Annotated in this window: 20 protein-coding genes; 4 read left to right on the top strand and 16 right to left on the bottom strand. The window is 36.2% G+C overall.

Features of this window, described 5'->3' with window-relative positions; genetic code table 11:
• Position 1: 1 nt before the first annotated feature.
• From MHI02_RS03475 to map, 10 genes are all read right to left on the bottom strand, one after another.
• A complete protein-coding gene (locus MHI02_RS03475) occupies positions 2 to 331 on the bottom strand; it encodes an STAS domain-containing protein (protein ID WP_047183654.1) in 330 nt (109 codons plus the stop codon).
• 86 nt (positions 332 to 417) lie between these two features.
• Complete coding sequence (locus tag MHI02_RS03470) at positions 418 to 1431, bottom strand: PP2C family protein-serine/threonine phosphatase (RefSeq protein WP_047183655.1); 1014 nt, start codon at positions 1429 to 1431, stop codon at positions 418 to 420.
• A gap of 87 nt (positions 1432 to 1518) precedes the next feature.
• A complete protein-coding gene (locus MHI02_RS03465) occupies positions 1519 to 1923 on the bottom strand; it encodes an anti-sigma regulatory factor (RefSeq protein ID WP_047183656.1) in 405 nt (134 codons plus the stop codon).
• Between the two features lie 3 nt (positions 1924 to 1926).
• A complete protein-coding gene (locus tag MHI02_RS03460) occupies positions 1927 to 2283 on the bottom strand; it encodes an STAS domain-containing protein (RefSeq protein ID WP_047183657.1) in 357 nt (118 codons plus the stop codon).
• A gap of 4 nt (positions 2284 to 2287) precedes the next feature.
• Positions 2288 to 3157, bottom strand: coding sequence for an RsbT co-antagonist protein RsbRA (locus MHI02_RS03455; RefSeq protein ID WP_047183658.1), 870 nt, complete (start codon positions 3155 to 3157; stop codon positions 2288 to 2290).
• A 320-nt stretch (positions 3158 to 3477) separates the two neighbouring features.
• Positions 3478 to 4296 (bottom strand): DnaD domain-containing protein, encoded by an 819-nt coding sequence (locus MHI02_RS03450; protein ID WP_341165635.1) that lies wholly within the window; start codon positions 4294 to 4296, stop codon positions 3478 to 3480.
• A gap of 82 nt (positions 4297 to 4378) precedes the next feature.
• Entirely contained in the window at positions 4379 to 4597 is a 219-nt protein-coding gene (locus tag MHI02_RS03445; protein ID WP_341165634.1) for a sigma factor, read from the bottom strand.
• Positions 4598 to 5132: 535 nt separating this feature from the next.
• Positions 5133 to 5258 (bottom strand): hypothetical protein, encoded by a 126-nt coding sequence (locus MHI02_RS03440; protein ID WP_255449129.1) that lies wholly within the window; start codon positions 5256 to 5258, stop codon positions 5133 to 5135.
• Between the two features lie 263 nt (positions 5259 to 5521).
• A complete protein-coding gene (locus tag MHI02_RS03435; protein ID WP_052771605.1) occupies positions 5522 to 6253 on the bottom strand; it encodes a type II CAAX endopeptidase family protein in 732 nt (243 codons plus the stop codon).
• 205 nt (positions 6254 to 6458) lie between these two features.
• On the bottom strand, positions 6459 to 7199 hold the full coding sequence (map, locus tag MHI02_RS03430) for a type I methionyl aminopeptidase (protein ID WP_341165633.1): 741 nt from the start codon (positions 7197 to 7199) through the stop codon (positions 6459 to 6461).
• A gap of 300 nt (positions 7200 to 7499) precedes the next feature.
• On the opposite strand from map, the gene MHI02_RS03425 reads away from it, so the two are divergent.
• The 3 genes from MHI02_RS03425 (at position 7500) to MHI02_RS03415 (ending at position 8182) form a co-directional block, all read left to right on the top strand.
• The gene (locus MHI02_RS03425; RefSeq protein ID WP_047183662.1) at positions 7500 to 7724 is read left to right on the top strand and encodes a DUF1659 domain-containing protein; all 225 of its coding nucleotides are present in this window, start codon (positions 7500 to 7502) and stop codon (positions 7722 to 7724) included.
• A gap of 34 nt (positions 7725 to 7758) precedes the next feature.
• A complete protein-coding gene (locus tag MHI02_RS03420) occupies positions 7759 to 7977 on the top strand; it encodes a DUF2922 domain-containing protein (protein ID WP_047183663.1) in 219 nt (72 codons plus the stop codon).
• Positions 7978 to 8047: 70 nt separating this feature from the next.
• Positions 8048 to 8182 (top strand): YvrJ family protein, encoded by a 135-nt coding sequence (locus MHI02_RS03415; protein WP_084823992.1) that lies wholly within the window; start codon positions 8048 to 8050, stop codon positions 8180 to 8182.
• Between the two features lie 391 nt (positions 8183 to 8573).
• Here MHI02_RS03415 and MHI02_RS03410 read toward each other — a convergent pair whose 3' ends face one another.
• From MHI02_RS03410 to acpS, 6 genes are all read right to left on the bottom strand, one after another.
• Complete coding sequence (locus MHI02_RS03410) at positions 8574 to 8897, bottom strand: general stress protein (RefSeq protein WP_341166096.1); 324 nt, start codon at positions 8895 to 8897, stop codon at positions 8574 to 8576.
• A gap of 220 nt (positions 8898 to 9117) precedes the next feature.
• On the bottom strand, positions 9118 to 9480 hold the full coding sequence (locus MHI02_RS03405) for a type II toxin-antitoxin system PemK/MazF family toxin (protein ID WP_047183667.1): 363 nt from the start codon (positions 9478 to 9480) through the stop codon (positions 9118 to 9120).
• Positions 9481 to 9485: 5 nt separating this feature from the next.
• The gene (locus tag MHI02_RS03400; protein ID WP_047183668.1) at positions 9486 to 9770 is read right to left on the bottom strand and encodes a CopG family ribbon-helix-helix protein; all 285 of its coding nucleotides are present in this window, start codon (positions 9768 to 9770) and stop codon (positions 9486 to 9488) included.
• A 461-nt stretch (positions 9771 to 10231) separates the two neighbouring features.
• A complete protein-coding gene (locus MHI02_RS03395; protein WP_341165632.1) occupies positions 10232 to 11266 on the bottom strand; it encodes a LolA family protein in 1035 nt (344 codons plus the stop codon).
• 50 nt (positions 11267 to 11316) lie between these two features.
• The gene (locus MHI02_RS03390; protein ID WP_047183670.1) at positions 11317 to 12831 is read right to left on the bottom strand and encodes a bifunctional ADP-dependent NAD(P)H-hydrate dehydratase/NAD(P)H-hydrate epimerase; all 1515 of its coding nucleotides are present in this window, start codon (positions 12829 to 12831) and stop codon (positions 11317 to 11319) included.
• A gap of 57 nt (positions 12832 to 12888) precedes the next feature.
• Positions 12889 to 13245: a holo-ACP synthase gene (gene acpS, locus MHI02_RS03385; RefSeq protein WP_047183671.1), complete on the bottom strand. Its 357-nt coding sequence runs from the start codon at positions 13243 to 13245 to the stop codon at positions 12889 to 12891.
• A 128-nt stretch (positions 13246 to 13373) separates the two neighbouring features.
• Between acpS and MHI02_RS03380 the strand changes: the two genes are divergently transcribed.
• The gene (locus MHI02_RS03380) at positions 13374 to 14147 is read left to right on the top strand and encodes a rhomboid family intramembrane serine protease (RefSeq protein ID WP_047183672.1); all 774 of its coding nucleotides are present in this window, start codon (positions 13374 to 13376) and stop codon (positions 14145 to 14147) included.
• Positions 14148 to 14260: the final 113 nt, after the last annotated feature.

Genomic DNA, 14260 nt, shown 5'->3' with positions numbered 1-14260 from the left:
ATCATCTCTCCACCTTGTTGATGCGTTCTAAATCCATAATTTCATGTAATCCAGTTATGTTAAAAACACGGTAAACACGATCACTAAGATTAATCATCTTTAATTTACTACTATTCTCGTTCGATGACTTTAACGCACTTATAAAGACCCCTAAACCCGTACTATCCATATATGAAACGAATTCCATATCAACTTCGACTTCATTTCCGGTCATTTTTGTCAGAGGTAATAATTTTTCCTTTAGTTGTGGTGCAGTGTAAACATCAATTTCCCCCGAAAGACGAACTACACTTTTATTTCTTTCCTCCACAATATCAATGTTTAGTTCCATTATTCTTCCCCCCTAGTTCTTTAGCTCTATATAACCTTTTATCACGTTAATTATCGTTAGTAGACTTTACCCAGTTTCTAAAGACTTCAAACTTCTTTTTTTAAGATGATTAATGTAAAGTCATCTCTTCGTTTAAAATCTTGAAGCTGTTCGAAGTATTTAAATACATGTTCGACCATTTCTTGCGCAGAAAGATCTTTATATTTCTTAATAGGATCCAGCACTTCCTGAGTTTCAATAAATCGACCTTGGTCTTTTGTTTCTGTTACCCCATCCGTTAAGAATATGACCATATCACCTGGTTTCATTTCTAACATATATTCTTGATACTGAACATTCCCTAGCACACCTAAAGCTAGACCCTTCGTTTTTAATTCTGTAAACTTGTTTTCTTTTGCATTGTAATAAAAGCCAGGTTCATGACCCGCTGAGGAAAATCGAAGTTTATTGTCTCTAGGGGAATACTGTGCATAAATCATGGTAATAAACATATTTGGATCAACGTTTCTCTCCACTACACGATTAAGATTTTCCAAAATAACGTTAGGTTTCATAGATTCCTCTGGATAACTATCTATTGCATATTTAATCATGGACATGGACAATGCTGCAGGAATCCCTTTTCCAATCACATCGGCTATTGCGAGACCAATTGTGTCATCTTTCCCTTTAACAAAATGATAGTAGTCTCCATTTAATTGATGCGCAGGTACACTAATTGCCCCAATGTCTATCCCTTTCGCTTGAGGAATTTCTGTTTTTAAAAGTGTATTTTGCATTTTTGCCGCTACGGAAATCTCAGACTGAATAGCAAATTGTTTTTCCTTTAAAGATTGTATTTCTTGTTGTTTGATCCCATAGGAAATCATCGCTTCCAACAGAAAGTTCATAGAATGCTTAACTTCTTGAGAAAGCTCCGGGTATAGCTCTTCTAATGCTTGAATGTGCATATCGACAATCTCTTCTGGCAATATATTATTCTTCAAGAAAGATTTACTCATCATTTCTACTCCATATAAGGAACGCTCATCTTGAGTTTCAATAAATGATTTTAATAAGTCTTTGTAACCTTCTATGCTTGAATTGATTACTTCCCCCATATACTTCCTCCTAATCCATTTGCGACTCTACTAAAAATTGATAAGTGCATACGTCTAAATATGTATACACCTATCAATCTAGTATCATTAACGAACTAACTTCTTAGTAGTAATTTTCGTTCCTTTTCCCATTTCAGATTGGATAACAAATTCATCCATTAATCGTTTTACTCCAGGAAGTCCAGCACCTAAACCTCCTGATGTCGAATATCCATCCTGCATTACTTGACCAATATCTGCAATGCCCGGGCCTGAATCTATTGCTATTATGCTTAGTCCTTTACTTTCCATGGTATCTATTTTTTCAAATATTATTTGACCACTTTTGGCATACAAATAAATATTTCGGGCTAGTTCCGATACAGCTGTTGCAATACGCGCTTGGTCCACAATTCCAAACCCTAATTCTTTTGCCATATCTCTTGCAACATGTCTCGCACCGACTATATCCCATTCTTTTTGTATTCTTACGCAGGACGATTGAGGTTTCATGAATTATTCCCCCAATTCCTGATGTAATTTAATAAGGCCTTGCTCTAAATTTAACGCAGTTGGGATATTTTGTAAGTGAATTCCTAATTCAATTAACGTCATAGCAACTGCTGGTTGTATGCCAGTTAAAACCACTTTCGCCCCCATCAGATCTGACATCGCTACAACATCCCCAAGAACTTTGGCAATGAATGAATCAATAATTTCAACCGATGTTAAATCGATGACAACACCCGTTGCACCAGTTGTATAGATTTTGTCTAGTAGGTCTTCTTGAAATTCTATCGCAGTTTTATCATCTATTTCCGTTTGGATAGAGATTAATAGATAATTATGTAATTTTAAAATAGGAATGCGCATCTAATTACTCCCCTTTTAACGATTCAATTAAGTCTCCAATGTTGTCTTCACACGGCGTTACATCGGTTACTTTTCTATTTGTCATTTCTAAAGCTGCCATGAATCCTTTTTTCAACGAACTTTTCGTAGGGAAATTAGTTAAATCAATACCCAAATTTACTATGGTTTGTGCAATTTCTGGTCGAATACCTACTAAAATACACTTGGCTCCAATTAACCGTACCGCCTCAGCAGCTTGAATCAAATGATGGGCAACCATCGTATCAACTACTGGTACCCCTGTAATATCAATTAAAACTACTTCTGAATTATGAGTAATGACACCTTGAAGTAAGCTTTCCATAATTAGCTTTGCTCGATCTGTATCAATGGTTCCAATTAGTGGCATGATGGTAATGCCTTCAATCACAGGAATAAGGGGGGCAGACAATTCTTGCAAAGCAACACGTTGTAGGGAAACGATATTCTCCCAATTTCCAGTATATTCATTTACTAATACACGAATTATCGGTTCTACCCAGCGATCCACACTAGATAAAACATTGGATATGGAATCCGTATCCATACTATCCGATTGACTCAAAATAAAATTAATCGTTACTCTTCTAAAGACTTGTAAACCATCTGTAATATAGCTTAAAGGCCAGCCGAGGCTGATAATCTTTTCCGAGAATGTTTCAACCGCCTTTATGGCCCCTTGATTTTTAATGCTCGTAAAGATAACCTCTACAAATTCCCGGTTCGTATTATCGTACATATCATCTGATATCGTAGCGGTACGATTAGCTTCTTTTAATCTCGCAACTTCCTCAAGCCACATTTCTACAATCGTTTCACTATTTTCAACAACAATCCCTTTAAATTTAGAGTCCATATATGATCCTCCGTTTTGAATATAAAAGTTATAAATATTGTTTCATAATATAATATTTTCTGCAAACAAACATAATATATTATAGCACAAAATGAATACTCATAGTGTATCCTGATATCTTGCTCACCAGTGCTGATATCCCAGCGGTGGTTGCTGATATCTTGGCCACGAGTACTGATATCCGTGGTGGTTACCGATATCTTGCTCACCAGTGCTGATATCCCAGCGGTGGTTGCCGATATCTTCCCTATGAGTACTGATATCTCAGTGGTATATGCTGATATCCTAGCAAACAGGACGATGGACCCGTACTCCATCATCTACACATACCCCAATTCTTCCTTCAACTTCTTGATCTTCAACCGGGTGGCTTCTATTTCTTCCGGATCAACCTCCATCCCTTTATTCCGATCTTCTACTCGCCTATTCTTTCCCTTTTGTTCTTTAAACCAATCCGGAACCACTTCACGTCGTCCACTAGTAAAATAATGATAGTTTCGCCGCTGTTTCTTATTTCGAAATTCTATGTCATCTTCTCTCACTTCATTCATACTTCGAATCCCTTTCTTTTCCCATGCCAGCAAGATACACTTCACTGTCCCCAAACTTGCTTTATTCCGCTCCAATGCTCGCTTCATCGCTTCCATCACTAACAGCTCTCCTACGTCATCCACCCAGCAGCTCAATGACTCCATGACGAAAGGGCTCATTACACCAAAGTTTTCTTGATAAAAATGAAATACTTCCTTTTCCTCGTTTTTTCGTTTCGTTACCCCTTTCCCAGCTAACTCCTTTTCAGTTGAAATCTTATCTACTCCATCCATACTCGAATCCTTCTGTTGTTGCTCATCTCCTCTTTCCATCAAACTAATCATCCGATAAACCGGCGCTTGATTACCACCTTGAGGTTCATAGACAATGTATCCTTTTTCTTTTAACTCCGTACGTGCCCGCTTAAAACTAGATTCAGTCAAACCTGATTTAACTCTTAACACCGTCCCTGCCACGCGAAATTCGCACCTCCACCTAGTCTTATTATTGATATGCATCAGCGCATACCATAGGGCAATTGCCGAACTAGATAGTGGGTTATATTCAATAGAATCATAAAATGCATTCATTTCTTTTATGTAATTCATCCTTTTCATCCCTTTCATATTCTTCATTTGTATCTACTTTCCGTTTTTAGTTTTCTTCCTTCTGTTCGTCCTTGGTTTTCTTTCAGATGAGATCAATGAGGCGATTGCGAATGGTGTAGTTGAAGTAAGTGGCGAAGGGGCCTTTATTTGGCTCATATTTTTGGTGAGCGGTCCACATGGCAAACAACCCTTCTGCGTAAAAGTCACCGAGTGGATCTCGAATGCCAAGCTTGTGCATGTGATAATAAATACGTTTCTCATTTTGTTTAAAAATCTCTTCAAACTTATCGTTTTCCTTCAATTTAAAAAACCTCCCTTTTTCCTGTGCCGCATTTATCATAATCAAACCAATAAAAACGGTAAAGGAGGCTAACTTCGCAAAAACGACAAACTTTGACATATTTCTACTAGATTCTACCCTGATTTCTTGCAAAAATGACGTTTCTGCAAGAGGTTTTGTAAGTTAGCAAGTTTTTGCATCTTTTGGACTCCACTTTGTCTATTTTTGTCGAATGGAAAAAGGCACTTAAAAAAACACCATGCCAAGCCGACCGTAGTAGAAGTAGATATATTTTCTTTTTGTTTCGTTTTGTTTATATAATGTGCTCGCTCTTCGGTTCGTTTTGCAGTTCTTTTACCGGGCCATACCTCGGCCTATAAGCAGTCCGTATAGAGGTCTAAGTTGTAAAAATCCCTTTTCCGAAAATGATCAAACGTTTGTTTGAGTTTTCGCCTTTAACTTTATGTTCCAAAATAAGCGCTCAAAATAGCCCACCACCTTTTTTGGTGATGAGCTCGCTTCAAACTTGTTAAACACATTGAACTGTTCAACATCTTCATAATACGATGTAGAATCCCCATTCATTAATCGGCCAACAATTGAAATATTTGTGGCTTTGTACAACCGCTGTTAGTACTAAGCTAAATTGAGCAATCAAACTGAATGCCTCATATGTCATCATCGGCATCATCCCCTTTCTTTAAAGGAAGTTTAGCCGCCACCTTGCTTTATGTAGATGCTATGTAATATTCCTTTCCTCTGAATATCGTTTAGTTTGAAGGTAGCCATAGACCTGTCCCTATGGTTCTCTAAATGTATATGTCTGAATTAAATCAAATTATAATAAATCATTGCATTAATAAGTGAAATATATGATCCTCTTTCCTTCTAGTGCCGGAACCAGGCTTCTTTTTCCACTTTCAGGCACTCATCCGACTCACCATATCAGAACACCCCCATAAATTCTAACGTTATAACAATTGCCGGTAAACCATTATTAAATATATGTACTAATATAGAATCTAAAATATTTTTCCTTCTGTGATAAGACAAGAAAAAAACGACACCCATACATCCGTACATTAAAAAGGAAATAATATTTGTCGGAGAATGCATGAGGCCAAAAACTAATGAAGTTATGATCAATGGCAACCAAAAACGTTTCTTACTAAACAATAAATTAGCACCTATCCCCCGGTATGTTAATTCTTCCGCTATTGGCACAAGAATACTTAGTGATAGTACAAATAGGAAAAAGTAAAACGCTAAGAAATCCCCCGAATTATCCGTTATGGACATTATTGCTTCATCATTAGCTGTCATGTCTTCTCCATGTATCCAAGTAATTAACAATGTACCAACTACAGCAATAACTCGTGCCATCAAAAAGAAAAGAAAGGCAAATCCAAGGTCACGTAATCCTATTTTTTGTGCTTTTTCATTCGAATACCTGATATATCTTTTCCACAAAAATATGATTATGCTAATAGTTAGTACGAAAAAAACAATTCCAAATACACTATTTACCATGGTTGAAAATTGACTTTGGGATCCTATTAAAATAACTAATATTTGCAAAGGTGCAAGTGATAATATCATAAATCCAATAAACTTTAGTATGCTAAATAAGCGTTGTTTCATATTTCTTTCTCGTTTTGTATTATTTATTTGTTCCATAAAACCCTCTCTTTCCCCTATTTATTAACATTACATCATATACGACTTGTTAATTAATTTAACATTTCCACTGTTAAATACAAGGGGTAATTAGGATATAAACATAAAAGAGGCAGGGACATAACTAGCCAAAAATAGTAAAATAAAAACGTTCCAAGCAATAAAAAATTTGATTATTTATACTCGTATCGCTTAACAATCGCTCCTATAATGTAGTAATAATCGGGCCATCCTTTGTAAGAATAATCGTATGTTCGTATTGAGCTACAAAGCTTTCATCGGTTAAGAAGGTCCATCCATCTTCGGATTGAAAAACTTCCTCTTCCAATGTAGAGATAAAAGGTTCAAAGGCAATTACCATACCTTCTTTTAAAATCTCATCATCCCAACGAGAGTAGTAATTAAAAATATGTTCCGGTGCTTCATGAATAGAGCTCCCGACACCGTGTCCGGTAAGATTTTTTATGACTGTTAAACCATGCCGTTTTGCCACATTGTGTACAACTTTTCCGAGCGCACTTTTTTTCGAACCTGGTTTTGCCTTCTTAAGTCCGGCGTCAAATGCTTCCTTAGCAACGTCACATATTTTCTGTAAAATTATCTCTCCATTCCCAACCACAAAGGAAATTCCGGTGTCTGCAAAATAACCGTTTTTCGAACCTGAAACATCAATATTTACAAGGTCCCCTTCTTGAATGGTCCGTGCCCCCGGGATCCCGTGCGCTACTTCTTCATTTATGCTAATACATGTATATCCAGGGAAATCATATTCTCCTTTTGGTGCAGAATGAGCCCCCGCCTTTTCAAAAATCTCTCCCGCAATTTCATCGAGTTCTTTTGTAGTAATTCCAGGTTTAGTACAATGGACTAATTCATCTCGAATCGCTCCGCAAATTTTACCAATTTCTTTTAATCCATTAAAATCCTCTTCAGTCTTTGCAATCATTGTATGGCCTCACTTTTTAAAGTAGTTTTTAATCAGAGTTCCATTTAGATTCTAGCATAAAGGAGACTTCCATCGTAGGAGTTTTCCTTCATCCCCCATATTTTAGTTTAGGGAGCCTTTCTTTTTTCTCAATTGCCATGAATCTTATCATTTCCGAATTAATATCGAGTCGAAATACAACACGTTCTTTTCCCCTTTTGCTAGAGGGCGACCGTAAGTAAGCCCACGCAAAAATTTACAAAAGCTCCCCCCTCACCCCGATTCCTTTCGATTGTATTTATGAAAGGAGGTGAGAAACAGATGGCAGCATTCGAATTAACCAAGTCTACTTTACAACTCGTTTTAAATGATGGGAATGATTTCAAAACTGGTATGCCAGTATACAAGTATAAGAGTTTCAACAATGTAAAAACTTCTGCAACGGCAGATCAGTTATATGCTGTAGCAAATGCTTTTGCTGGTTTACAAAATCGCCCATTGTACAACATCATTCGCAAGGACACGGCTGATGTTACTGCTGAGTAAAGCCCGACAAAAATAATAGAAAGGAGTGAGAGAGTTGAGAAAATTAGAGCTTAAATTTACAAACGAAGATGGAAAAGTAGTTACATTTTCACTTGAGAACCCTATCGAACCAGTAGATCCTTCAGCTGTTAGTGCTGCAATGGATACGATCATCAACGAAAATGCTTTTACATCAACTGGTGGGGATTTAGTAGAAAAGCATAGTGCTCGAATTGTTGAAAACACTGTGGAAGAAATTGATATTGCAATTTAATCTTAAGAATTTAGACCAGCGGATGTTTATCGCTGGTCTATTTTACTAAACAAAGATTGGAGGTTTTTCAATGGAAGCTTGGATAGTATTCATCACAGATGTAGGTTTCCCTGTTGCGGTCACGTTTTACCTATTACACCGTGTCGAAGGGAAACTAAATCAATTGATCGAATCGATACATGCCTTGCCAGAGAAAATGAAATGATTGGCATAACAGCTTCACTTTTTAGTGGGGCTGTTTTACCTCCGTTTATGTAAATAATACCCCACTTTTAAACTTTCCCTTGTGACTATCATACTTCTAAGTGGGCATTTGTTTTTCGCGAAATTTTGAAGTTGTAACGTAGAAATCCAAATAGGAATAGGAAAAAGGCGACGGAATAATGCTTTCTTCTTCGCATTCCGCTACTCATTCACCTTATGATAGCTGTTCTTATAATAGAAAATATCTCATTAGCAGGAAATTATATATAAGGAAAAAGCTCAAGGATAAGTTTCACCTCAAGCTTTTTTCATTTACGTTTCCACTATTAAATACAAGTGTTAATTAGGTTATATGCATGAAAGAGCAAACTCATGAAGTCTACTCTTTCTCATTAAACTGCTTTTGCAATTACTACTATGCGTCCTCGATCCAATTCTTCTTCAAATCGTTGAGCTTCTAAATTAGATAATCCTAAAGATTCCATTTTAGAGCGCAATTCATCTCCACGAGAACGAAATACATTTGCTATTGAATTAACGATACCTTGTTCCGCTACTCCGATATCATTTGTATTCATTGCATTTGTTAGATTTTCAGAGCGATCTTTACTATGAGCCAATAGGTAGACCTCATCTCTTGTAAACCCTTGATTTAAAAATTGCTCAATTGCCTCTTTTGCCTGTACGTCATTTTCTACTAATTTTACCTGTTCGATTTTAACTACCTCCTAGATTAGAATCGTGACTAGTAGATTTTCGTGATTAGGGTAAGTAAGAAGTGTAACTTAACTTCTTATTAGATATATAACCGTTATGTAAAAATTAAAACTACTTTTTTTATCTAATAATTTCGTATATGCATTTTTACCACAATGATACAGCGTCTATCTTTACCAAAATAAAAATACCCTCTCCTAAATTAAGGAAGGGTACTCTTTAATGACCGTTGTAAATCTCTTTCAACCCGAGACTTATTTCTAAGGCTTGGTTAATTTTTTTCATCATTTCTTCATCTAATTTTGTTATCCTGTCAGTTAGTCGTTGCTTGTCTAATGTACGAATTTGTTCTAATAATATTACCGAATTACGATCAAACCCATATTTTTTGGCATCAATTTCAACATGGGTTGGTAGTTTTGCTTTTTGTATCTGTGCGGTGATTGCTGCAACAATGACAGTAGGGCTAAATCGATTACCGATGTCGTTCTGTAAAATTAATACTGGGCGAACTCCACCCTGTTCTGATCCAACAACCGGTGATAGATCAGCGAAATATACCTCGCCTCTTTGAACGATCAAATTAATTACACCCCGATCACAGTACGCTTAAAGGTGATTTCAGCCTCCTCTTCAGCTTGAAAAGCTTCCGAAGCAATGGTTAGATTAATGCGGCCCATTTCTTCATACCCACGTCGCATTGTTTCACGAAATTGCTGAATATGTTCATTCTTTTTATGTTGGAGATAATTTCTAGTTGCCTGACATATGAAATCACTTAAGTCACTATTTTCATATTTCATTAATCCATCCACCTCATTTAGTAGGTTTGTTGGTAATTTTACCAGTACTTCTTGTAAACTCTCTGACAAACCAATGCACCTCCGCCAACTGTTGAACGTTCTTTTAAAATGTCTACTCTATAATAGCATTGAATACCTTAGTTTGCAAAGGGGTCACGTGAGTTTTTTTAGAGAAATAAGAAAGAAAGAATAAAATTTTGACGTATTTCATTTTATTATAGGAATAGCCTTGTCTAGCCCCAGCCCCCAGGGACTAGTGGACTTCCCTCTCTTCCATATATCTCTAACCGGACGCTTGTGCTTTTGCTCTAAAAAACTACATTTAATCGTAATATCATTCCAAAAACCAATCACCTTTCAGCAAATTTCGTATGATCCTATATACCGCTTTATAAAAATGCACTCCTGTAAACTATATGCAATTATAAAAAAAACATACATCATTTTTAATTAAATCCATCATTGTTATATTTTTCCAAACAAAAGCAGACCCCCCTTTCTTAGCTGTGAGCCTGCTATAATATTCCATGTTATTTCACTGCTTTTACTTGAACGGATTGCGCAACTTGAATAAGCTCTTCCTTTGTTAATTCCTCACTAGAAAGTTGATAATTAACCCCATTGTAATTCCATTCAATTTTATTTTCATCTAAGGCTGCGATTGTATTTCCTAAATTAACAATATCTCCTTCTACTTCTTGTGGAGAGCTTAAAGTCGGTACTACATCTAAACGTTCTTGAATCAATGTAAAGTGTTTTTCTCCTGCAAAAGTAGAAATAATTCGTTTTCCATTTTCTAAATCAACTTCTCTTTGTTCTTTCACTTCAGCTCCAGCTGTAAACTCAGGCATTACTACTTCCAAAACATCTTCAGTAGTATCCTCTTCTACCTCGGTAGATGTTTCCTTACTAGCACCATCATTGGATGGCATGTTTTTCTCCATAGAGAAATCATCTTTTTTAAATGTAGGATTCAACTCAAAGTTAGAAAACTTCACTTCTACCAAAGCATTTTCGTCTTTGTCCAACACTTTTACTAAAGTAGGGGTATAGGTTTTCTTATCAAAATGTACTTCTTGGAATGGTAAATTGTTATTACTTTGATAGTTTGTTTTCGTTTTAAAAATATAACTATTTTCCGTTGACTTAAACGTTGCTTCCTCATCCCCGGCAATATCTTCTATCAGTGATTGGTATAAATATGGCTGACTTCCGTTATTCGGCCACTCTGTCTGGAATTTAAAACTTTTCTCTAGTGCAGGTGTTAATACAAAAACACCTTCCTTATTTTTCAAGATAATTTGCTTACCTTTTTTGTCCGCTTCACTTGTAAGAGCAATTCTGTAAAAATCTTCTTTTTGATGCCAAATATCAATATTGAATTTTTGTTCCTCTTGACCCGTGTTCATCGACATTTCGGCTGCTGCTTTATACCCTGACATTTCTTCAACATTCTTCTGGAGTTCTCCTACAACATCTTCTTGCGACTTTTCCCCACATGCTGCTAAAACAAGCACGATTAAACCGAATACCATCAGCTTTAAAGATAAATTTAGTCTTTTCATTTACATATCTCCCTTGTCTCAAAACATCAGGGAACTTGATATCACGCAGTTTAGAAAAGGGTACGATATACGTTTGGAATACCAGAAATAACATCAGTTGCCATTAAATCATAGTAAGTGTTCTTTTCTTCTATTTGTAAATCTGCCGCCTTACCATGAACATAGCATGCATTACACAATGACTGCAGTAGATCATCATGTTGTAAAACCATTGCTAGTATGATTCCTGTTAAAACGTCACCACTACCACCTTTTGCAAGTCCTTGGTTTCCTGTTGTATTTACTATTTGTCTGCCGTCTGGAGAAGTAATGATCGTAAACTTCCCTTTTAATACAACGTAAACCCCATATTCTCTAGCAAAATCTAAAGAATATTGAAATGGCGATAATAAGAGTTCCTTTATAGATACATCTAATAACATTGCCATTTCCCCTGCATGTGGCGTTATAATCGTTGGCGCTTGTCTCTTCTTCACTATCGATAGACTGGATTTCAGATGGTATAATCCATCCGCATCAATGATAAGAGGACAGTTTGCTTGCATGATTGTTCGCACTAAATTCGTCGTTCCTTCTTTTCTCCCCATTCCAATACCAATGGCTATCGCATCATAATTGGAAGTGGAAATAGAAGTATCATTTACAAGAAATCCATTCACGTCAGAAAGAGGTATGCTCATTGCTTCCGGACAATTAGATGTAATGATTGGGATATTCTCTTTAACCGTAGCTGCAGTTATTAAACCCGCTCCAGCTTTTAAAGCCGCTTGTACAGTCATTGTGATGGAACCAGGCATCACTAGACTTCCTCCAACAATTAATCCTCTACCGTGATTTCCTTTATATGAAAATGGGTTTCTTTTTGGCATCGTTTCCTTAAAAAGTTGTTCACTCCATAGCTCCCTTTTGGAAAATTGGCTTAACACCTTTTTCGGAAATCCAATCGATACGGTTTCCCACTTTCCATAAAAAATTGCAGTCGTTTGGAGAAAAGCACTTAACTTCGGAGCACCAATCGTAAATGTATAGTCGGCTTGTACACTTTCAAAATCTGTTAAGCCTTCATCTGAAGGAAGTCCACTAGGAATATCAACAGAAATAATCATTACATTAGCCTCATTGATTTTCCTTACATATTCCTTAATTGGGCTTCTTAACGGACCATAAACTCCTATTCCTAATATACAATCAACTAGGACGTCCGTTTGTGAGAGAATGATGTCAAACTCATCATTCTCCTTTAATAAAAAGACATCTCCACCGCAATTTAGAAATATTTGCTTATGATAGCTTGCATCCCCACCAATCTTCTTATCCGGAACCAATTGTACCGCTTGTACTCGGTAACCATCTTCCATCAATGTCCTTGCGATAACAAACCCATCACCGCCATTATTACCTGGACCAATAACGATGGTGACCCTATCCTCTTTCCTAATTACTTGTTTTACTTTTTCACTAACGGCTCTACCCGCATTTTCCATTAATACTTTTCCATCCAGCCCGATTTCCTTCATTGTGTAATGATCCACATCGTACATTTCTTCTGCAGTGACAATATTCAACTTGTTCCCTCCTGCTGCATTAAAATATATGAGACAACCTATACAAATATGCAAATGTTATTCTTGTTCCATAACAACCTGGGCAACAGCATAAGATTTACTATGAGTAATCGATAGGAAGATTCTCTCTTTCTCTAAGCCACGAACTTGGACGATAGGAGCACCTAATTCATTTGGTAAAACTTCTATATGTTGAAAGCTTAATTTACCAATCCCGGTACCTAATGCTTTTGCAACAGCTTCCTTTGCGGCAAACCTTCCTGCTACAAATTCAATTCTGCGGTTGTTATTTTCTAATGTATAATATAAATCTTTTTCCTTTTTAGTTAAAATTCTATCTATAAACTTTTTATTCTTTATACTTTTTTGAATTCGATCTAATTCAATAATATCAATACCGATGCCTTTTATCATATGAAAACTCCTAACTTTATACCTTCATAATAGTCATTGTTCATGATTTTAAGTATTATAATAGTTAATAGTACACATATTTAAACTATATAGAAATTATTTTAATTTTGGGAGGAATTACCCTTACAATGTTTATTCGTTATGAACGAAGTATTAAAGAATTTATTGTGAATTATCCGATCGTCTCTACTTTAGTTATTATCCATCTCGTTTTATGGATTATTATAGACTTCCTCTCGCTTCCATTTGGTGCGTTAATTGAAGCTTGGGGTGTTGGCAGTAATTTATTAGTTGCCGAGGGACAATATTGGCGGTTAATTACTCCGATCTTTTTACATGGAGATTTGATGCACGCCTTATTTAACTCCTTTTCCCTTGTTTTATTTGGTCCAGCATTAGAGCAAATGGTTGGTAAATCAAAATTCCTGTTTGGCTATTTTGGAGCGGGAATCATAGGCAATATCGGAACTTTCATTTTTGGTCCGGAAAATTATTGGCATCTTGGTGCCTCAGGAGCAATTTTTGGATTGTTTGGTATTTATGTATTTATGGCAATGAATCGGAAACACTTGATAGATCAAAGTAGTGCACAAATGATCCGCGTGATTTTAATTTTCGGTCTTATCATGACCTTTTTCCGTTCAGGGATAAATGTATATGGGCATTTGTTTGGTTTTATTGGTGGTTTCCTTCTTGCACCACTCGTTTTAAAAAATGCGAGAATTTATTCTCCATGGGGAAATAGTAATCGTCACAACTATCATTATGATGCTAAGGAAGTTCAATTTAATCCAAACCGATGGAGAAGGAAAAGATGGCTTCCAGAAAATATAAGAAAAAATTGGTTACTAATTATCATTGGAATTTTAGCTGCCATTGGACTTTTGAGTAGATTTTTTTAGTAGGGAGTCCGAGTGCTGATATTTAAGAATGAGTACTGATATACGGGAATGACTGCTGATATCGGAAGGTCGAGTACTGATATTTGAGAATGACTGCTGATATCCGGGGGCCG

This window comes from Oceanobacillus sp. FSL K6-0118 (assembly GCF_038006665.1).
In the GTDB taxonomy this organism is placed as follows: domain Bacteria; phylum Bacillota; class Bacilli; order Bacillales; family Amphibacillaceae; genus Oceanobacillus; species Oceanobacillus caeni.
This window is presented reverse-complemented; position numbering and strand designations above follow the sequence as displayed.

What these genes read in the sequence shown, in the direction of transcription:
- MHI02_RS03380 (WP_047183672.1), top strand. Translation starts at nt 13,374, where the DNA reads ATGTTTATTCGTTATGAACGAAGTATTAAAGAATTTATTGTGAATTAT.
- acpS (WP_047183671.1), bottom strand. Translation starts at nt 13,245, where the DNA reads ATGATAAAAGGCATCGGTATTGATATTATTGAATTAGATCGAATTCAA.
- MHI02_RS03470 (WP_047183655.1), bottom strand. Translation starts at nt 1,431, where the DNA reads ATGGGGGAAGTAATCAATTCAAGCATAGAAGGTTACAAAGACTTATTA.
- MHI02_RS03395 (WP_341165632.1), bottom strand. Translation starts at nt 11,266, where the DNA reads ATGAAAAGACTAAATTTATCTTTAAAGCTGATGGTATTCGGTTTAATC.
- MHI02_RS03460 (WP_047183657.1), bottom strand. Translation starts at nt 2,283, where the DNA reads ATGCGCATTCCTATTTTAAAATTACATAATTATCTATTAATCTCTATC.
- MHI02_RS03475 (WP_047183654.1), bottom strand. Translation starts at nt 331, where the DNA reads ATGGAACTAAACATTGATATTGTGGAGGAAAGAAATAAAAGTGTAGTT.
- MHI02_RS03425 (WP_047183662.1), top strand. Translation starts at nt 7,500, where the DNA reads ATGGCAGCATTCGAATTAACCAAGTCTACTTTACAACTCGTTTTAAAT.
- MHI02_RS03415 (WP_084823992.1), top strand. Translation starts at nt 8,048, where the DNA reads ATGGAAGCTTGGATAGTATTCATCACAGATGTAGGTTTCCCTGTTGCG.
- MHI02_RS03435 (WP_052771605.1), bottom strand. Translation starts at nt 6,253, where the DNA reads ATGGAACAAATAAATAATACAAAACGAGAAAGAAATATGAAACAACGC.
- MHI02_RS03440 (WP_255449129.1), bottom strand. Translation starts at nt 5,258, where the DNA reads ATGATGACATATGAGGCATTCAGTTTGATTGCTCAATTTAGCTTAGTA.
- MHI02_RS03465 (WP_047183656.1), bottom strand. Translation starts at nt 1,923, where the DNA reads ATGAAACCTCAATCGTCCTGCGTAAGAATACAAAAAGAATGGGATATA.
- map (WP_341165633.1), bottom strand. Translation starts at nt 7,199, where the DNA reads ATGATTGCAAAGACTGAAGAGGATTTTAATGGATTAAAAGAAATTGGT.
- MHI02_RS03455 (WP_047183658.1), bottom strand. Translation starts at nt 3,157, where the DNA reads ATGGACTCTAAATTTAAAGGGATTGTTGTTGAAAATAGTGAAACGATT.
- MHI02_RS03450 (WP_341165635.1), bottom strand. Translation starts at nt 4,296, where the DNA reads ATGAATTACATAAAAGAAATGAATGCATTTTATGATTCTATTGAATAT.